At 70.1% G+C, this 16288-nt stretch carries 15 protein-coding genes and 1 pseudogene; 5 read left to right on the forward strand and 11 right to left on the reverse strand.

Annotated elements, in window-relative coordinates; genetic code table 11:
* Positions 1–75: 75 nt before the first annotated feature.
* From Dfulv_RS03055 to Dfulv_RS03065, 3 genes are read right to left on the reverse strand one after another with little or no spacing between them, the layout of a single operon-like run.
* Entirely contained in the window at positions 76–1533 is a 1458-nt protein-coding gene (locus Dfulv_RS03055; protein WP_259861082.1) for a hypothetical protein, read from the reverse strand.
* Positions 1530–2486 carry a glycosyltransferase family 2 protein gene (locus Dfulv_RS03060; RefSeq protein ID WP_259861083.1) on the reverse strand — a complete coding sequence of 319 codons (957 nt, stop codon included), beginning with the start codon at positions 2484–2486 and terminating at the stop codon, positions 1530–1532. Before Dfulv_RS03060 ends, Dfulv_RS03055 begins: the two co-directional genes overlap by 4 nt.
* A gap of 56 nt (positions 2487–2542) precedes the next feature.
* Positions 2543–4486: a hypothetical protein gene (locus Dfulv_RS03065; protein WP_259861085.1), complete on the reverse strand. Its 1944-nt coding sequence runs from the start codon at positions 4484–4486 to the stop codon at positions 2543–2545.
* 173 nt (positions 4487–4659) lie between these two features.
* Between Dfulv_RS03065 and Dfulv_RS03070 the strand changes: the two genes are divergently transcribed.
* Positions 4660–5853, forward strand: coding sequence for an LCP family protein (locus Dfulv_RS03070; protein ID WP_259861086.1), 1194 nt, complete (start codon positions 4660–4662; stop codon positions 5851–5853).
* A 133-nt stretch (positions 5854–5986) separates the two neighbouring features.
* On the opposite strand, the gene Dfulv_RS03075 is transcribed toward Dfulv_RS03070, so the two are convergent.
* Entirely contained in the window at positions 5987–6844 is an 858-nt protein-coding gene (locus Dfulv_RS03075) for an RNA polymerase sigma factor SigF (protein WP_319805755.1), read from the reverse strand.
* 541 nt (positions 6845–7385) lie between these two features.
* Here Dfulv_RS03075 and Dfulv_RS03080 point away from each other — a divergent pair.
* On the forward strand, positions 7386–7589 hold the full coding sequence (locus tag Dfulv_RS03080; RefSeq protein ID WP_190251213.1) for a cold-shock protein: 204 nt from the start codon (positions 7386–7388) through the stop codon (positions 7587–7589).
* Between the two features lie 117 nt (positions 7590–7706).
* Here the strand turns inward: Dfulv_RS03080 and Dfulv_RS03085 are convergent, their stop codons facing one another.
* From Dfulv_RS03085 to Dfulv_RS03100, 4 genes are all read right to left on the reverse strand, one after another.
* Positions 7707–7985 (reverse strand): hypothetical protein, encoded by a 279-nt coding sequence (locus Dfulv_RS03085; RefSeq protein WP_259861087.1) that lies wholly within the window; start codon positions 7983–7985, stop codon positions 7707–7709.
* A gap of 68 nt (positions 7986–8053) precedes the next feature.
* Positions 8054–8386: an STAS domain-containing protein gene (locus Dfulv_RS03090; RefSeq protein ID WP_259861088.1), complete on the reverse strand. Its 333-nt coding sequence runs from the start codon at positions 8384–8386 to the stop codon at positions 8054–8056.
* A gap of 61 nt (positions 8387–8447) precedes the next feature.
* On the reverse strand, positions 8448–8816 hold the full coding sequence (locus Dfulv_RS03095) for an ATP-binding protein (RefSeq protein ID WP_259861089.1): 369 nt from the start codon (positions 8814–8816) through the stop codon (positions 8448–8450).
* Positions 8817–8853: 37 nt separating this feature from the next.
* Positions 8854–9117 (reverse strand): hypothetical protein, encoded by a 264-nt coding sequence (locus Dfulv_RS03100; RefSeq protein WP_259861090.1) that lies wholly within the window; start codon positions 9115–9117, stop codon positions 8854–8856.
* A 423-nt stretch (positions 9118–9540) separates the two neighbouring features.
* On the opposite strand from Dfulv_RS03100, the pseudogene rho reads away from it, so the two are divergent.
* Positions 9541–10704, forward strand: a pseudogene (gene rho / locus Dfulv_RS03105) (transcription termination factor Rho); the annotation flags it as partial.
* On the opposite strand, the gene Dfulv_RS03110 reads toward rho, so the two are convergent.
* Both Dfulv_RS03110 and Dfulv_RS03115 read right to left on the reverse strand, forming a co-directional pair.
* Complete coding sequence (locus Dfulv_RS03110; protein ID WP_259861091.1) at positions 10695–11576, reverse strand: DUF2207 domain-containing protein; 882 nt, start codon at positions 11574–11576, stop codon at positions 10695–10697. The pseudogene rho and the gene Dfulv_RS03110 sit on opposite strands and share 10 nt — an antisense overlap.
* 57 nt (positions 11577–11633) lie before the next feature.
* Positions 11634–12617, reverse strand: coding sequence for a zinc-binding alcohol dehydrogenase family protein (locus Dfulv_RS03115; protein ID WP_259861092.1), 984 nt, complete (start codon positions 12615–12617; stop codon positions 11634–11636).
* 71 nt (positions 12618–12688) lie between these two features.
* Between Dfulv_RS03115 and Dfulv_RS03120 the strand changes: the two genes are divergently transcribed.
* Positions 12689–13030 carry a winged helix-turn-helix transcriptional regulator gene (locus tag Dfulv_RS03120; RefSeq protein WP_259861093.1) on the forward strand — a complete coding sequence of 114 codons (342 nt, stop codon included), beginning with the start codon at positions 12689–12691 and terminating at the stop codon, positions 13028–13030.
* 164 nt (positions 13031–13194) lie between these two features.
* Entirely contained in the window at positions 13195–13800 is a 606-nt protein-coding gene (locus tag Dfulv_RS03125; protein ID WP_259861094.1) for a class I SAM-dependent methyltransferase, read from the forward strand.
* A 61-nt stretch (positions 13801–13861) separates the two neighbouring features.
* Here Dfulv_RS03125 and Dfulv_RS03130 read toward each other — a convergent pair whose 3' ends face one another.
* On the reverse strand, positions 13862–16264 hold the full coding sequence (locus Dfulv_RS03130) for a Tex family protein (protein ID WP_259861095.1): 2403 nt from the start codon (positions 16262–16264) through the stop codon (positions 13862–13864).
* Positions 16265–16288 lie beyond the last annotated feature (24 nt).

A 16288-nucleotide genomic window follows, 5' to 3' on the forward strand; every position in this document is an offset into this window, starting at 1 on the left:
AATACGCTGCGGAGGGTATGTCCGTCCGCCCGGCAGGAGGGCGCTCCCCTCGACGGGGAGGCGGGGTTCGAAGGATCAGGAGACGGCGGGCTCGGCGGGGGCCGGGGTCTCGGTCACGGCAGGGGGCTCAGACCACAGCACCGCGCGGGCCTCGCCGGCCAACAGCAGCAGCCAGATCGCGCCGTTGGTGCCGCCGATCAGCCAGTCCTCCGTCGCGATCGTCGGGACTATCGCGGCGGCGCCGACCGTGAACCATGCCGCCGGCATCGTCCCGTCCGGGCGGCGGCGAGCCGCGTGCCACAGCAACAATGCCAGGCCCACGCCGAACGCCGCGGCGCCGAGGACGCCGCCTCTGCGGAACGCGCCGACCGCCGCGTTGTCGGTGTTGAGCTGGCGGCGCGGGCCCTCCGGTGGGGCGCCGTCGTCGAGGCGGGTCACCACCGCGCGGGAGGTGCGGGCGTCGCCGAACGCCTTTTCGGCCCAGCCGGCGTCGCGCCAGTCCACCCAGACCTGCCGCCACGTGTCGGTCCGGCCGCTGGTGACGTCGCCGCCGCCGTCGTTGAACCGGTCGCGGAAGATGAACTGGCTGCCGCCGCCGACCGTGAACACGATCGCCAGCACGACAAACGGGGTGGCCATCGCGATCCAGGCGTTGCGGCCGCGCGAGTCGACGTCGGTGTGCCGGCGCCAGAGCGTCACCGCGGCAAAGGCCACAGCGGCGGCCGTGGCGAAGACGAAGCCGGTCCGCGAGTCGCTGATCGACAGCACCAGCGCGGCGACCGCGGCCACGCCGAAGCGCTGCCAAGCGGCGATCGCCCGGTCGAAGCCGATCCGGATGCCGGCGATGACCACCAGGCCGGCCAGGGAGTTCGGGTGGTAGAACAGGCCGGGGCCGCCCCAGAAGCGGTCGCGCATGATCGTTGCCGACGGGCTGTCCGGGGTGACGTGCTGCGCGTCGAAGAGGCTGCCCGAGCCGACCAGCAGCAGGGCCGCGATGCCCAGCAGGATCGCGGCCGCCATGCCGATGCTCAGGTCTTTGCGCTGCTTGGAGGTGATGGCGACAACGGCCAGCACCGCCAGGGTGAAAACCGCGGCGTAGGCCACCCGCTGCCCGGCCACCTTCAGGTGGACCACCAGGAGGGCGCCGAGAATGCCGAAGAACCAGTAGGTCAGGCCCAGCCAGGCGGCGCCGAGGCGGGGCAGCGAGCGGCTGTTGGCCAGCCAGGGCCAGCCCCACACGGCGAAGACGACCACTTCGACGGCGAGCACCGCCCAGATGACGATCGGCCGATCGGTCGAGGTCCACGTGAGCATGCCGGCGAGGACGAACAGCCCACCGATCACGCCGCCACGCAGCGACAGGCCCGGCAGGCTCAGCGCCAGACCCGCGACCGCCAGGGCGATCAGCGCCGCGGCGAACGCGGCTGCGGACTGGCCGAAAGAGTCGGTGCGGCTGTACTCCAGGCCGGCGGCGCCGAACGCGACGAGCACGGCCGCGATCAGCAGCAGCGGCAGGTAGCGGGACCGAATCATTGCGCCGGCGCCTGCGCTTTGCTGCGCTGGCGGCTCAGGAAGAAGTCCCGGACGACCCGTCGCGGTCCGGCCGGCACGAGCCACACCTGCAGGAACGTCACATAGTCGGTGAAGCCGGGCTTGCCGTGCTTGCGGGCCTCGCGTAACAGGTCGAAGAAGACCCGCGGGCTGCGGCTGGCCGCCGCCATCGAGCCGACGACGCTCATCGCGAGTGCCGCGTATGCGCGGGGCGTCACCCGGGGACGGGTCTGCTGCAGCCACTCCAGCGACTGCTTCCACGGCGCGTCGAAGCTGATCCGCGGGCGGTTCTCGTCGGCATACCAGATCACCAGCGGCTCTTCGGCGTAGATCAGGTCCACACCCTCCTCCTGGAGGCTCCGCAGGGTCCAGTCGAGCTCCTGGAGGCGCCGCAGGCCGTCGGCGAAGGGCACCTTCCGCAGCAGGGCGGTCGGCGCCATGATCGTCGAGGTCTGGATGAACCCGTCGCCGTGGAAGAACCCGTGCCGCACGGCGAGATACTCACTGATCGGCTCGCCCGGCGCCGGGATGCGGCGCGGCATGATCAGCTCGGCCCGCGGGGTGCGCATGAAAAGGCGGCTGCCGACGATCGGCAGCGGCACCCCGGACGCCTTCGCGCGGGCGAGTTGGGTGGCGAGCTTCTCCGGCAGCCACTCGTCGTCGTCGTCGAGGAACGCGACCCAGTCGGCATGGGCGGCGTTGACCCCGTGGTTGCGGGCCGCCGGCGCGCCGCCGGACGCCTCCAGCTCGATCGGGCGGACCCGCTCGTCACCGACCGCGCGGAGCGCCTCTGCCGTGGCCGGGTCCGGGCCGTCGATGACAACGACGACCTCGATCTCCTGCAGGGTCTGGGCCAGCGCGCTGTGCACTGCGCGCAACACCAGCTCGGGCCGGTTGCGGGTGGGAATGACGACGCTGACCTCGGGTCTTTGCACGATGACCAATCCGTCTCGGATTCAGTGCTCTTGAGCCGGTGACATGACACCGAGTACTACGGGTTTGCTGGCGTAGCGTACACGACCTGCACTTTCGTCGGATATTTCGCAGCTAGCAGGCGTGCGGCCTCGATGTTCGACGGTGCGAGCGGGTCGCCGAACGCTACCGGCAACGGCTGTCCTGGTCGCACGTTGGGGCGGTTCGGGTGCTCTACGTCGACAACGAGCAGGCTCGCCTGCGGGTCGTGGACGAAGAACCGCACGGTCACCGGACTGTCGATCACCAGTTGCTCCATGTCGGCGTACGTGCCGCCCTTGCCGGCCGGGTACAGCAGGTCCCGCCAGCCGGGGAAGTGACGGTACTGACCCTGGAGCGCCGCGGCACCGAGCGTCCCCGACCAGTTACGCCACGGGCTCCCCATGAGATCGACGTTCACCGCATTGCCCCCGTCGGGGAACATGCGGGCCATCAACAGTGCGTCGCGGGCCGCTTCCGGTGAGCCACGGTCCTTGCCCAGTGCGAGCTTCACGCCCGGCGCCACCGGTGTCGTGTGCCACTTGCCGCCGGCGACCGCCATGGCGAGCACGACGGGGAGCGCGATCACCGTCTGTGCCCGCATCGGCACGCGGGCCAGACCGCCGAGAGCGCACAGGGCGACCACGATCAGCAGGTGGAGCAGCTTGTCGAAGTAGTAGACCGGCCGGCCGATGGTGGCGATCTGGTACAGGCCGATGCCGGCCGCGAAGGCGAACGCGACGCCGCCGGTGAACAGTGCGGCGCGGTGACCCGGCGTGCGCAGGCCGTTGCGGGCGGCGAGTGCGAGCACCGCCAGCGTCACCAGGACCGCGGTGGCGGGGCGGTCGACGACTCTGGCCGTACCGTTGAGGAGGAGCTGCTCACCGCTGGAGGCGGCCATGGCGGTCAGCGGGCCGATCGCGGACACCGCCGCCGTGAGCACCGCCGCGAACCAGCCCCACCAGTGGCGCCACAGCCGGGCGCGCCAGATCCACCAGAGTGCGGCGACACCGGCGTAGGGCAGGAAGAGCGGGTAGCTGAACGACACCCCCACCAGGAGTAGCGCCACCGTGACGGTCTGCTCGCCGAGCCGCGTCAGCGGGCGGGCGACGATCGCGGTCAGGACCGCCGCGCAGGCGAGGCCGGCCAACTCGTTCGGGTAGCCGCGGGCCAGCACCGTCACCGGGTCGCCCAAGACCAGCCAGGCGGCGGCGATGAGCAGCACCGGCAGCGTGCGGGCCGGGCTCGCGCCGGGGCCGGCGATGCGCCGCGCCGCCCAGAGCACCGCGAGCGCGAGCAGCAGAAACGTGCCGACGAGCAGCCAGACGAAGATGTCGACGGCGGTGCCGGGCGCGCCGCTGCCGCCCGACGAGCGCACGAAGCGGTCCAGCACCGCGTAGGCGAAGTGCAGCCCCTGCGGGTAGTTGGCGATGCCGCGCCATTCTCCGTCCGGTACGAACGGAAGCAGCGCATCCGGACGCATGAACAGATAGCCGCCGGTGCGGCCGATCACGTCGTACAGCAGGTAGTGGCGTGCGATGTCCTCGCCGGCCAGGGGCAGTCCGAGGCGTCCGCCGAGGTCCCTGACCGCATACGGCACCAGGGAGACCAGCGACACCCCGGCGGCGGCCAGCGCGAGGAGCCAGTCGACGCGGAGCCTGCGCTTCGGCTCGGTCTTCCGCGGGGTCCTGTTCAGGCGGCCGGTCGCGGCGGCGATCAGCACCAGGACGGTCAGCGCCACGCCGCCGATCAGCGTCGGGTGCAGGTGGCCGGGCCACAGCGTGACGGCCAGGCCGAAGAGGCAGGCCGCGCCGAAGAGTTGCGCGCATGCCAGCACCAGCCGGTCGAGCAGGCCGACGCTGCCGCGCTGGATCGCCGCCGTCCCGGCCAGCACCACGAGCGGCAGCAACACGTCGAGCTTGATCGGATGGGTCGCCAACGGCAGGAGCCAGGCCAGTGCGAGCCCTGCCGCGATCTTCGGCACTGATCTTCCAGTAGCCGAGCCTTCGCTGGTCCCCTTCGGGATCACCGTCACCACAAGTACTCTCCGTATCGACCGGGGCACTCGGCATCGTGGTGCGCCACCGGGACGTGACGATATCGCGTCGTCCGGGTACCGTGCAGAAGGCTTCCGGGGGCCGACCTTCATGACTGAAGGTGACTGCCGAAGACTACTGGGGAGTGGAGGCGTTGGCGAAGGGTGGCGTGGCACGGCGGAAGGGCCGTGGCCGGCGAGACCCTCTGTGGGCTCGCATTCTTGTTGTGGTCGGCTCGTTGCTCATGATCAGCGCCGGCACCACCTTCGTGCTGAAGGACGTGGTGTTCGGCTACGCGACGCGCAGTGTCAAGAAGGAAGACCTGCTGCCCGCCGAGCAAGGCAAGCACGCAAGTGTCAATGGCGCCAAGAACCTCCTGCTTATCGGCATCGATCCGCGCCCGGATCAGAACCCGAACGACGCCATCCGGTCGGACTCGATTCTCATCCTGCACATTCCGGCATCGCACGACATGGCGTTCCTGATCTCGATCCCCCGTGACACGTGGGTCTCGATCCCGAAGTACAACAACGGGAAGCGCACGTTCAACGGCGGCAAGGACAAGATCAACGGGGCCTTCGCCGAGGGCGGCCTCGGGCTGACCGGCAAGGACCAGCGCGGGCACGGCACGAAGCTGCTGGCCGCGACCATCCGGCAGAACTGGGGCATCACCTTCGACGCGGCGGCCATCGTCGACTTCGTCGGGTTCCAGGACGTGGTGAAGGTCGTCGGCGGTGTCGACATGTATGTCGACCAGCGCACCGTCTCGGTCCACAACGGCACCGACGCGCACGGCAATCACAAGGTGCCGTTCGACCAGCGGGACAACGGCCGCGGCGGCACCGACCTGATCCCGATCAAGGGCGTGACGCCGAAGGTCTACGAGGTCGGCTACCAGCACCTGGCCGCCTGGGAGGCGCTCGACTACGTTCGCCAGCGGGAGACGCTGCCCAACAGTGACTACGACCGGCAGCGCCACCAGCAGCAGTTCATCAAGGCGCTGCTGAAGAAGATCGCCAGCAAGGAGGTGCTCGGCAACCCGAGCATGCTCAACAAGGTGCTGGACGTCGTCGGCCGAGCCGTGACGATCGACACGGGCAGCGTCGGCCTCGACGACTGGATCTTCGCGATGCGCAACATCGACGGCGACCGGATGCTCACGCTGAAGACCAACAACGGCGGCTTCCACCAGTCACCGGAGAACCCGGGCGCCGAGGCGCTGGACCAGACGACGCTCGAACTGCTGGCCGCCGTGCGAGCGAAAAACGTCCCCGCGTTCGTCTCCAGCAACCCGTCCCTCGTCAGCTCCAGCTGACCGCCACGCGCGCCTTGGTGGGTCCCGGTGACCAGGGCCACGGATAGGTCAACCTGGACACCGAACCCTGGGCTGAGCACGCGGGCGGCCCCGGAACCGCCGTAGCGGGCCGGGCCGCCCAGGTGCGAAAGGGTCAGTCGGTGAGGGCCGTCAGCTCCGAGCGCAGGGTGCGCAGGGCGCCGGCCAGGAGGCGGGAGACGTGCATCTGGGAGATGCCGAGCTCGGTCGCGATCTGGGACTGGGTCAGGTTGCCGTGGAAGCGCATCGCGATGATCTTCTGCTCGCGCTCGGGGAGCTTGGCCAGCAGCGGCCGCAGCGCCTCGCGGTTCTCGACGTTGCGCATGTCGGGGTCCTCGCCGCCGAGCAGGTCGCCGAGGCCGGCCGCGCCGGGGTCGGTGCCGTCGCCGGCCGGCGCGTCGAGCGACAGCGCCCGATACGCCTGGCCGCAGTCCAGGCCCTCGATGATCTCCTCCTCGCTCACCTCGAGCCGGGCGGCGAGGTCGGCGACCGTCGGGGAGCGGCCGAGGTCCTGGGCCAGGTCGCCGGAGACCTTGCTGATCTCCAGCCGCAGTTCCTGGAGCCGGCGGGGGACGCGGACGTCCCAGCCTTTGTCGCGGAAGTGGCGCTTGAGCTCGCCGACGATCATCGGGATCGCGTAGCTGGTGAACGCGGCGCCGCGGGTCGGGTCGTAGCCGTCGACGGACTTGATCAGGCCGAGGTTGGCGACCTGGACGAGGTCGTCGAACTGCTCGCCGCGGTTGCGGAAGCGCCGGGCGAGGTATTCGGCCAGCGGGATGTACAGCTCGATCAGCCGAGCCCGGACGCGTTCGCGGTCGGGACCGGCGGGGAGGTCGGCCATCAAGGACAGCAGCGCCTTGGCCTGCGCGTCGGTGGCGCGCGTGGGGTTTGCGGCCGCGCCGTTCCCGGCGGCGCCGGTGGGCGCGGCGGAGGCGAGAGCGCGGTTGATGGCGTGGTCGACGGAGATGGTCACGGGAACAGACCCCTTCTGGTGCGGGTGACCGGACGCGGTGACGGCGCAGACGTCCGCTGCGCGGGGGATGAGGAGACGTCACCGGCCAGCACTCGGGAGCCGCTGGAGGGCACACTGGGCTGGCGCCGGTCGGGAATCGCTCTCAGCGCCCGTTTCTTGAGCGCCGGTGCAAGACCTGCGAGGCTCACCGGGGGCGATCCGCCGCTGCTGGACGGGACCCCAGGTCCGTGGGCCGCTGATTTGGGCCGTTCGGACGAGGTGAACGGAGCCGAGCGTACTAGAGATCTCACCAGAACGCGAGGCGAGCGCTCCCATTGGGTTTGAAGTTGGTCGCTATATCACCGACTGTTCAGTAGAACAATACGCTGAGTGTTCACAAGGATTGCTTGTGCATTTCAGTTTGGTAGTCGATCAGGTCCGTATCGCGATACCGGGGCTGCGTTTTTGCAGCGCGCAAGCTACCGTCTCCACCGTGGCGTGCGCCTGTTTCAACATTGACTCGTGAGGTGCGGGTCGGGGCGTCGTCGCTAAGGAGTTACACGTGGCATCAGGCACGGTGAAGTGGTTCAACTCGGAGAAGGGCTACGGCTTCATCTCTCAGGACAACGGCGGCCCCGACGTGTTCGCGCACTACTCGGCGATCCAGGCCACCGGCTACCGTGAGCTGACCGAGGGTCAAAAGGTCGAGTTCGAGATCACGCAGGGCCAGAAGGGGCCGCAGGCCGACAACATCCGCGCGGTCTGACACACCCTGAGTCGTAGGCCGAGACCCGCTTCACGGCCGAAGGAGTAGCAAGCCCCCGCACGAGACATCTCGCGCGGGGGCTTTGCAGTGTCCGGACAGGGTCTGGCGCGGGCCGGCTCAGGTGAGGGCAGCCCGCGATTCAACGAAGATCTCCGGAGTGCAGGACTTGGCGTACGCATGACGGATCATGCGCAGCGCCCAGCCCATTCGCGTGGTCGCCGTCTCCGGATGATCGCCGAACTCGGTGGCCATGCAGGCCGTGCAGCCCTGCACGCCGATCATGCGGAGCGTGCAGGTGACAGCCGCGCGGACGTCCGCGTCAGCCGGGTTCTGGGACATCTGCAACGTGGAGGCGAAGAGCGCTTCGGCGCGAACCGCTTCAAACGTTGACTCCATCGTGTACCTCCTGCTTGCAACTCCCTGGCTTGTGGCACGGCCGGCGCCGGATCCGGGCGCCGAAGTGATCACTGCTCGGCTGCCAGTTGCCCCTCGGGCAGCCCGAACACATCCAGCAACCCGGTCAGTTGAAGGAGCCGGTGTACCGCAGGGCTGGTCCCGGTGATGCGCAGGCCTCCCTCGACGTCGGAGTTCGCGGCGACGAGCACTTGGATGCCCGTCGAGTCCATGAAGGGGACCCCGGACAGGTCGAGGTCCACCCGTGGGGGCGTGTGCCGGCGGATGGCGTCGCGCAGGACCTTGATCAGCTCGGGGGCGCTGGTCACGTCCAACTCGCCGGTGGCGGTCACGGTGAGCGTTCCGTCCGCGGCGGGCGTGGCGAGTGCGGCGAAGGCGGTCATGGCCTCTCCCCACGCCGGGATGTCGCGGCGGTTCGGGCGCCGTAATGCCGATTCGCGCTCTTCATAGCTTCTTCGTCACCTTCACGAGCAGGCCGTCGCGGTCGACGTCCACCGAGTCCGCCAGCGTTGAGACGACCCGGAGGGAATGTCCGGAGGAGGTCAAGGCGTTGACCACATCAGAAGCCTGGTCGCCGGGATTCGTGACCTCAATCACACATTGTGCTTCATTCACCGTGGCCCGCACCTGAAACGCGACGCCGACGCGCACGTGAGTGATCACGTTGGCCCAGGTCTCGCTGATGATCAGGCCGATGTCCGCTCGCGGCTGTTCGGCGACGCCGAGGCCCGCGAGGGCACCGTCCAGCACGTGCCGGAGAGTGCTCATGCGATCGAGGTCACGCGGCAGGTCGACGGTCAGGCGAAGGTCCACACCTGATCTGTTACCGCAGCGGCCGGATGGGAAACACTCAGCCTGCGTACGCGAACTCACGGGAGGCGAGATCCTGGTAGGCGGCGCGTACCATGCCGAGCGCCCACGCCATGCGGTTGGCGGCGGTCTCCGGGTGCTCACCGAACTCGCCGGCGACCCGGGCGGCACAGCCGTTCACACCGAAGCGGCGCAGCGTCGTGGTCACCGCGGCCCGCACCTCTACCGGCGAGGGCTCCTGCGAGGCCTGGAGCGGGGAGGCGAACAGCGCCTCGGCCCGGACCGCGTCGAACGTGGTGTCCATGTCAACCCCCCGGTTGGTGTGCTCCTTGACACCCACAAGAAAACCGGCGGCGCGGTGCGGCCCAGGATTCCGAACGGTTGCCGGACGGTAGCGACCGACGGGAAGGCCCCGGCGGAACGGACCCGACCGCCGCGCGCCGCGTGCGACACGGAGGTGGTAGGACTTGCCCCCGACCTCGGCACGGGTTACCGTCGAGCCAGTCCCGCGGATGTCGGCAATCTGGCCGCCCGGGGACGGCCTTCGTCACCGCGTCTCACGCTCTCGCACGAAGCCAGCGGCCACCGCACACGCAGCGCCACTGCCCGCCCGGTCACACGCGGATCCGATCCACTGTTAGTTCTTCCGGCCGCACAGTCCCTTAGGAGGACGCCCATGGCCCCAACCAATGTGTTGGAACGCAACACTCCCAAACAGACCCCACCCGGCAAGACCCGCCGGACGCGGTCGGCTCAACGCAACCGCGACCGCAGCCGCCCGGGCAACCAGCCTCAGCCGCCCGCCTCGGGCGAGGCGCGTGACGTCGCCGGCATCGTCGACGTCGTCCGCGACAAGATGGTGCTCCGGGTCGACAGCTACCTTCCCGGCCCCGACGACGTCTCGATCCCGGTCGCCATGGTCCGGAAGTACGGGCTGCGGCACGGCGACGCCGTCACCGGCAGCGCCAACGGCGCCACGCTCACCCGGCTCGACACCGTCCACGGCGGCGACCCGGAGTGGGCCCGCAACCGGCCCGAGTTCAGCAAGCTGACCGCGCTGTTCCCGCAGGAGCGCCTGCGCCTGGAGACCGGGCCGCGGCAGCTCACCACCCGCCTCATCGACCTGGTCATGCCGATCGGCAAGGGCCAGCGGGCACTCATCGTGTCGCCGCCGAAGGCCGGCAAGACCATGGTGCTCCAGGCGATCGCCAACGCCGTCACCACCAACAACCCGGAATGCCACCTCATGGTGCTGCTCGTCGACGAGCGACCCGAGGAGGTCACCGAGATGCAGCGGTCGGTGCAGGGTGAGGTCATCGCCTCGACCTTCGACCGGCCGGCCAACGAGCACACCGGGGTCGCGGAGCTTGCCGTCGAGCGGGCCAAGCGCCTCGTGGAGCTGGGTCACGACGTGGTCCTGCTGCTCGACTCGATCACCCGGCTCGGCCGGGCGTACAACAACTCGGCGCCCGCCTCCGGCCGCATCCTGACCGGCGGCATCGACGCCAACGCGCTCTACCCGCCCAAGCGCCTGCTCGGCGCGGCACGCAACATCGAGAACGGCGGCTCGTTGACGATCATCGCCTCCGCGCTCGTGGAGACCGGCTCGACCGGTGACACGGTGATCTTCGAGGAGTTCAAGGGCACCGGCAACGCCGAGCTCAAGCTCGACCGCAAGCTCGCCGACAAGCGGGTCTTCCCCGCCATCGACATCGACGGCTCCAGCACCCGCCGTGACGACGTCATCCTCCACCCGGACGAGCTGCTGGCAGTGCAGCGCCTGCGGAAGGCCCTCAACGGTCAGGCGTCGACCGAGCAACTCCTCGACCGGCTGGCCAAGACCCAGTCGAACGCGGAGTTTCTCACCCTGCTGTTACGCGGTCAGGCCTGACGGCCCCGGAGGCGGGCCTGCGGCGTGAGACGGACCAGCGCCTCGTCCGTCGACAGCACACCGAGCGCCGACGCAAACGCCATGTCGCGACCCCACGACGCGATGTCGGCCGGCGCCAGGTCGGCCACACCGTCGACCGCCACCAGGTGCGCGCGGTAGGCCAGCCAGCCCTCCATCGAGGCCAGCCCCTCCGGTGTCGTCTGGTCGCTCCAGCCGAAGTCGACCACGAGGTACAGCACGATGAAGAGCCCGATGGCGGCGAGCGTGGCGCCGCTGATCTGGTCGGCCAGGTTGGCGTTGAGCTCCACGGCCACCCAGAACCAGGTGACCCACATGAGCACGGCCGGCACGATGGCGCTCAGCAGCAACGAGCGCGTGGTCTTCCGTGACAGCCGACGCACGGACAGGCCGCGGTTGCGGGCCTCCTCGATGACCGCGCGGTAGAAGGCGCCGCGCCACCGGCGAGCCTCCGACCAGCTGCCGAACGCCAGGCTGCTCAACGACGTCTCGCCGTTGGTGGACAGCCGGTGCACGCGGTCGAGGATCTGTTGCTCATACGGCGTGAGGCTGCGCCCGTCCCCCTTGCGCAGCCGCACGGTCGTCTCGGCGGGATCCTCACCCGGCTGACGCAGCTCGAGGAACCCCCGGGCGGCCAGGTCGAGCAGCGTGCTGTCGATCGCGTCCTCGTCGGCGCGCCAGCGGTTCACCATCAGGCTGACCACCGCCGGCGGCTCGTCGCCCGGCGGCTCGGTGCGGGTCGCGCCCGGCTCGGGCAGCCGGGAACGGGAACGCCACAGGGCGACAACCGCGAACACGACCCACACGGCCAGCGTCAATGGCACGCTGAACTGGAGCAACGGAGGCCAGTCCACGGGGCGGTCCTTCCCAGGGGGCTTCGGAAGTTCGGCAACCACCCTACTGGCCGGAGCTCAGAAACCGGCGACCACCACTTTGCCCGTCATGTGCCGGTCTTCCACCATTTTGTGAGCTTGACGCAGATGCTCGGCGTTGATCGGCCCCAGCCGGGTCGTCATCGTGCTGCGGATCACGCCCTTGTCGGCCAGTTCCGCCACCCGGTCGAGCAGTTCGTGCTGCACCACCATGTCCGGGGTCTGGAACAGCGGCCGGGTGAACATGAACTCCCAGTGGAAGCTGATGCTTTTGGACTTCAGCGGCAGCAGGTCCAGGACCTCCGGCTCGTCGATCGCGGTGATCGCTCCACCCGGACGGAGGACCCGCGCATAGTTCTCGATCTGTCCCGCCGTGTGCGGCGAGAACACAAAATCCACCCCTTCGGGGAGGTCGTTGTGGTCGACGACCCGGTGCGCGCCCAGGTCCAGGGCCCATTTCCGCGACTCGGGCCGCGACGCCGTGCCGATCACGGTCAGCCCGGTCAGCGCCCGCGCCAGCTGGATCACCATGGACCCGACCCCACCGGCCGCACCCATGACGAGCAGTTTCCCGGTGCTCTCCGGCCCCAGCCGGAACCGGTCGAACAACGCCTCCCACGCGGTGATCGTGGTCAGCGGCAGCGCGGCCGCCTCGGCGAACGACAGGGAGTGCGGTTTGTGTCCGACGATCCGCTCGTCGACCAGGTGCAGCTGCGCGTTGGTGCCGGGCCGGTCGATCGAGCCGGCGTAGTACACCTCGTCACCCACGTCGAACAGGGTCACCTCGCTGCCGACGGCCTTCACCACCCCGGCCGCGTCGTAGCCGAGGACCTTGATCTCGCCGCCCGGGTCGCTGCCGGCACGGACCTTGACGTCGACCGGGTTGACCGAGACGGCCTCCACCCGGACCAGCAGGTCCCTCGGGCCCGGCGTGGGCGTCGGCAGCTCGACGTCTTCGAGGCTGGCCGGATCGTTGATCGGGCGCGGTGATCGGTAGCCGACGGCTCGCACGCTCTGCTCCATGACCTGGACGCTATTCGTCTGCCCCTAGTTACCTGCAAGGGTCATTGATTCCCATCGGGTACTGTCACCGCGTGCCCGACGACGTCTACGCCGCCTGCTGCCCGTGCCGCGACATGCTCGACCTGCTGGCCAACAAGTGGAGCGCCCTCGCGCTCGGTGCGCTCGCGGCCGGCCCTCAGCGGTTCGGCGCGTTGCGGGGCCGGTTGCAGGGCATCAGCCCGAAAGTACTCACGGTGACCCTTCGCAAGCTCGAGCAGCACGGGTTGATCACCCGGGAAGTCTTCCCGGAGGTCCCTCTCCGGGTGGAGTACGCGCTGACCGCGCTCGGCCGCGACGCCAACGCCCCGCTGGCGCACCTGCGGGGCTGGGTGGAGGCCAACATCCACCGGTTCCCGGAGCCGGCGTCACCATGACCGGTCCGGAGCGCAGCGGAGGGGCCGGTCATCGTGAGCACAGCCTGGAGGTCGGGCGGCCGGAGCGGAGCGGAGGGCGCATGACCGGTCCGGAGCGCAGCGGAGGGGCCGGTCATCGTGGGTTCAGTTTGGAGGTCGGGCGGCCGGAGCGGAGCGGAGGGCGCATGACCGGTCCGGAGCGCAGCGGAGGACGCCTGGCCGTGCCGCTGCTGCCAGAGCTCACCCTGGAGTTGGCGGCCGAGGACGTGGGCCTGTTCGACGCGACCGGCGGGTACCGCAGCGACACCCCGCCGCCGTTCTGGTCCTTCGCCTGGCCGGGCGGGGTGGCGCTGGCGCGGTTCCTGCTCGACCATCCGGCGCACGTCGCCGGCCGCTCGGTCGCCGACCTGGGTGCCGGCTCGGGGCTCGTGGCGATCGCCGCGGCCCGGGCCGGCGCGGCGCTGGTGACCGCCGTGGACACCGACCCGGCGGCCCTGGCCGCGGTGCGGCGCAACGCCGCGCTGAACGGCGTGCCGGTCGAGACGTCGCCGACCCTCGTGCCGGCCGACGTGCTGCTGGCCGGCGACGTGTTCTACAGCGGCGAGGTGGCCCGCCGCCTGCTGCCGCTGCTGCGCGCCCACGGCGGGACGGTGCTGGTCGGCGACCCCGGACGCGGCTACTTCCCGGAGCGCCTGTTCGAGGAGCTGGCCGCCTACGACGTGCCGGTGCGCCGGTCCCTGGAGGACACCGAGACGATGCGTGCCCGGATCTGGCGCCTCAGACCACGTTGATCTTGCAGTTGTGGTGCCTGACAAAACCACAACTGCAAGATCAACACGGGAAGGACTGGGGTTACTTCTTCTTCAGGCCGTCCAGGCCCTTGTCGAGGCCGGCCCGGCGCAGCGCGTCGGCCAGCGCGCCGCCCTGGAACGAGTCCCGCTGCGGGCGCCCGCCCCGGGAGTCGCCGCGGCCCCGGCCGCCCTGGCCGCCACTCTGGCCGCCGCCGCCCTGGCCACGGCCCGAGCCGCCCTGGCCACGGCCGCCACCCCGGGCACCGGGCTCGCGCTGGGCCGGGGTCGCCTCGTCCTCCAGGCGCAGGGTCAGCGAGATGCGCTTGCGCGGGATGTCGACGTCGAGGACCTTCACCCGCACGATGTCACCCGGCTTCACGACCTCGCGCGGGTCCTTGACGAACGTGCGGGACAGCGCCGAGACGTGGACCAGGCCGTCCTGGTGGACGCCGACGTCGACGAACGCGCCGAAGGCGGCCACGTTGGTCACCACACCCTCCAGGAGCATGCCCGGCTGGAGGTCGGAGATCTTCTCGACGCCGTCGGCGAAGGCCGCGGTCTTGAACGCCGGGCGCGGGTCGCGGCCCGGCTTCTCCAGCTCCTTGAGGATGTCGGTCACGGTCGGCAGGCCGAACGTGTCGTCGACGAAGTCGGCCGGCTTCAGCCTGGTCAGCACCCGGTTGTTGCCGATCAGCGACTTCACGTCGCTGTCGGTCGCGGCCAGGATGCGGCGGACGACCGGGTAGGACTCGGGGTGGACGGAGGACGCGTCGAGCGGGTCGTCACCGTCGGGGATGCGCAGGAAGCCCGCGCACTGCTCGAACGCCTTCGGGCCGAGTCGCGCCACGTCCTTGAGCGCCTTGCGGTTGCGGAACGGGCCGTGCGCGTCGCGGTGCGCCACGATCGCGTCGGCGAGGCTGCCGCCGATGCCCGACACCCGGGTCAGCAGCGGCGCGGAGGCGGTGTTGACGTCGACGCCGACGCCGTTGACACAGTCCTCGACGACGGCGTCGAGCGAGCGGCTGAGCTTCGACTCCGACAGGTCGTGCTGGTACTGCCCGACGCCGATGGACTTCGGGTCGATCTTGACGAGCTCGGCGAGCGGGTCCTGGAGGCGGCGGGCGATCGACACCGCGCCCCGCAGCGACACGTCGAGGCCCGGCAGCTCTTGGGAGGCGAAGGCGGAGGCGGAGTACACCGACGCGCCGGCCTCCGACACCATCACCTTGGTCACCTTGAGCTGCGGGAACTGCTTGAGCAGGTCGCCGGCGAGCTTGTCGGTCTCGCGGGAGGCGGTGCCGTTGCCGATGGCGATCAGCTCGACGTTGTGCTTCTGGCACAGCGCGGCGAGGATCGCGATCGACTCGTTCCACTTGTTCTGCGGCACGTGCGGATAGATCGTGTGCGTGTCGACGACCTTGCCGGTGGCGTCGACGACCGCGACCTTGACCCCGGTGCGGAAGCCCGGGTCCAGCCCCATCGTCGCGCGGGTGCCGGCCGGCGCGGCCAGCAGCAGGTCACGCAGGTTGGCGGCGAACACCCGCACCGCCTCTTCCTCGGCCGCCTGCCAGAGCCGCATCCGCAGGTCGATGCCCAGGTGGACCAGGATGCGGGTGCGCCAGGCCCAGCGGACGGTGTCGTTGAGCCACTTGTCGCCGGGGCGGCCCTCGTCGCGAACGCCGTAGTGGGAGGCGATCGTCGGCTCGAAGAGCGAGACGTCATCGTCGGCGCTCAGCGGGTCGAGCACCAGGTCGAGCATCTCCTCCTTCTCGCCGCGGAACATCGCGAGGATCCGGTGCGAGGGGAGCTTGGTGAACGGCTCGCTGAAGTCGAAGTAGTCGGAGAACTTGGCGCCGTCGGTCTCCTTGCCGTCACGGACCTTCGACACCAGGCGGCCCTGCGTCCACATCTTCTCCCGCAGCTCGCCGATCAGGTCGGCGTCCTCGGAGAAGCGCTCGACCAGGATCGCCCGGGCGCCGTCGAGCGCGGCGGCGGCGTCGGCCACGCCCTTCTCCGGGTCGACGAAGACGGCCGCGGCGGCCTGCGGGTCGACGGTCGGGTCGGCGAGCAGCCCGTCGGCGAGCGGCTCCAGCCCCGCCTCGCGGGCGATCTGCGCCTTGGTACGCCGCTTGGGCTTGTACGGCAGGTAGATGTCCTCCAGGCGGGCCTTCGAATCGGCCGCCATGATCTGCGCCTCGAGCGCCTCGTCGAGCTTGCCCTGGCTGCGGATCGACTCGAGGATCGCGGCCCGGCGCTCCTCCATCTCGCGCAGGTATCGCAGCCGCTCCTCCAGCGTGCGGAGCTGAGCGTCGTCGAGCATCTCGGTCGCCTCTTTGCGGTACCGCGCGATGAACGGCACCGTCGCGCCGCCGTCGAGCAGGTCGACCGCGGCGGCCACCTGCCGCTCCTTGACGCCGAGCTCTTCTGCGATCCGCTGGTGAATGGAGGTTGTCACGAGACGCATTCTGCCCCACCAGCCCCACGACTG

The sequence above is a fragment of the Dactylosporangium fulvum genome, assembly GCF_025137375.1.
GTDB classification, from domain to species: domain Bacteria; phylum Actinomycetota; class Actinomycetes; order Mycobacteriales; family Micromonosporaceae; genus Dactylosporangium; species Dactylosporangium fulvum.

What these genes read in the sequence shown, in the direction of transcription:
- Dfulv_RS03130 (WP_259861095.1), bottom strand. Translation starts at nt 16,264, where the DNA reads ATGCGTCTCGTGACAACCTCCATTCACCAGCGGATCGCAGAAGAGCTC.
- Dfulv_RS03125 (WP_259861094.1), top strand. Translation starts at nt 13,195, where the DNA reads ATGACCGGTCCGGAGCGCAGCGGAGGACGCCTGGCCGTGCCGCTGCTG.
- Dfulv_RS03115 (WP_259861092.1), bottom strand. Translation starts at nt 12,617, where the DNA reads ATGGAGCAGAGCGTGCGAGCCGTCGGCTACCGATCACCGCGCCCGATC.
- Dfulv_RS03100 (WP_259861090.1), bottom strand. Translation starts at nt 9,117, where the DNA reads ATGGACACCACGTTCGACGCGGTCCGGGCCGAGGCGCTGTTCGCCTCC.
- Dfulv_RS03090 (WP_259861088.1), bottom strand. Translation starts at nt 8,386, where the DNA reads ATGACCGCCTTCGCCGCACTCGCCACGCCCGCCGCGGACGGAACGCTC.
- Dfulv_RS03085 (WP_259861087.1), bottom strand. Translation starts at nt 7,985, where the DNA reads ATGGAGTCAACGTTTGAAGCGGTTCGCGCCGAAGCGCTCTTCGCCTCC.
- Dfulv_RS03055 (WP_259861082.1), bottom strand. Translation starts at nt 1,533, where the DNA reads ATGATTCGGTCCCGCTACCTGCCGCTGCTGCTGATCGCGGCCGTGCTC.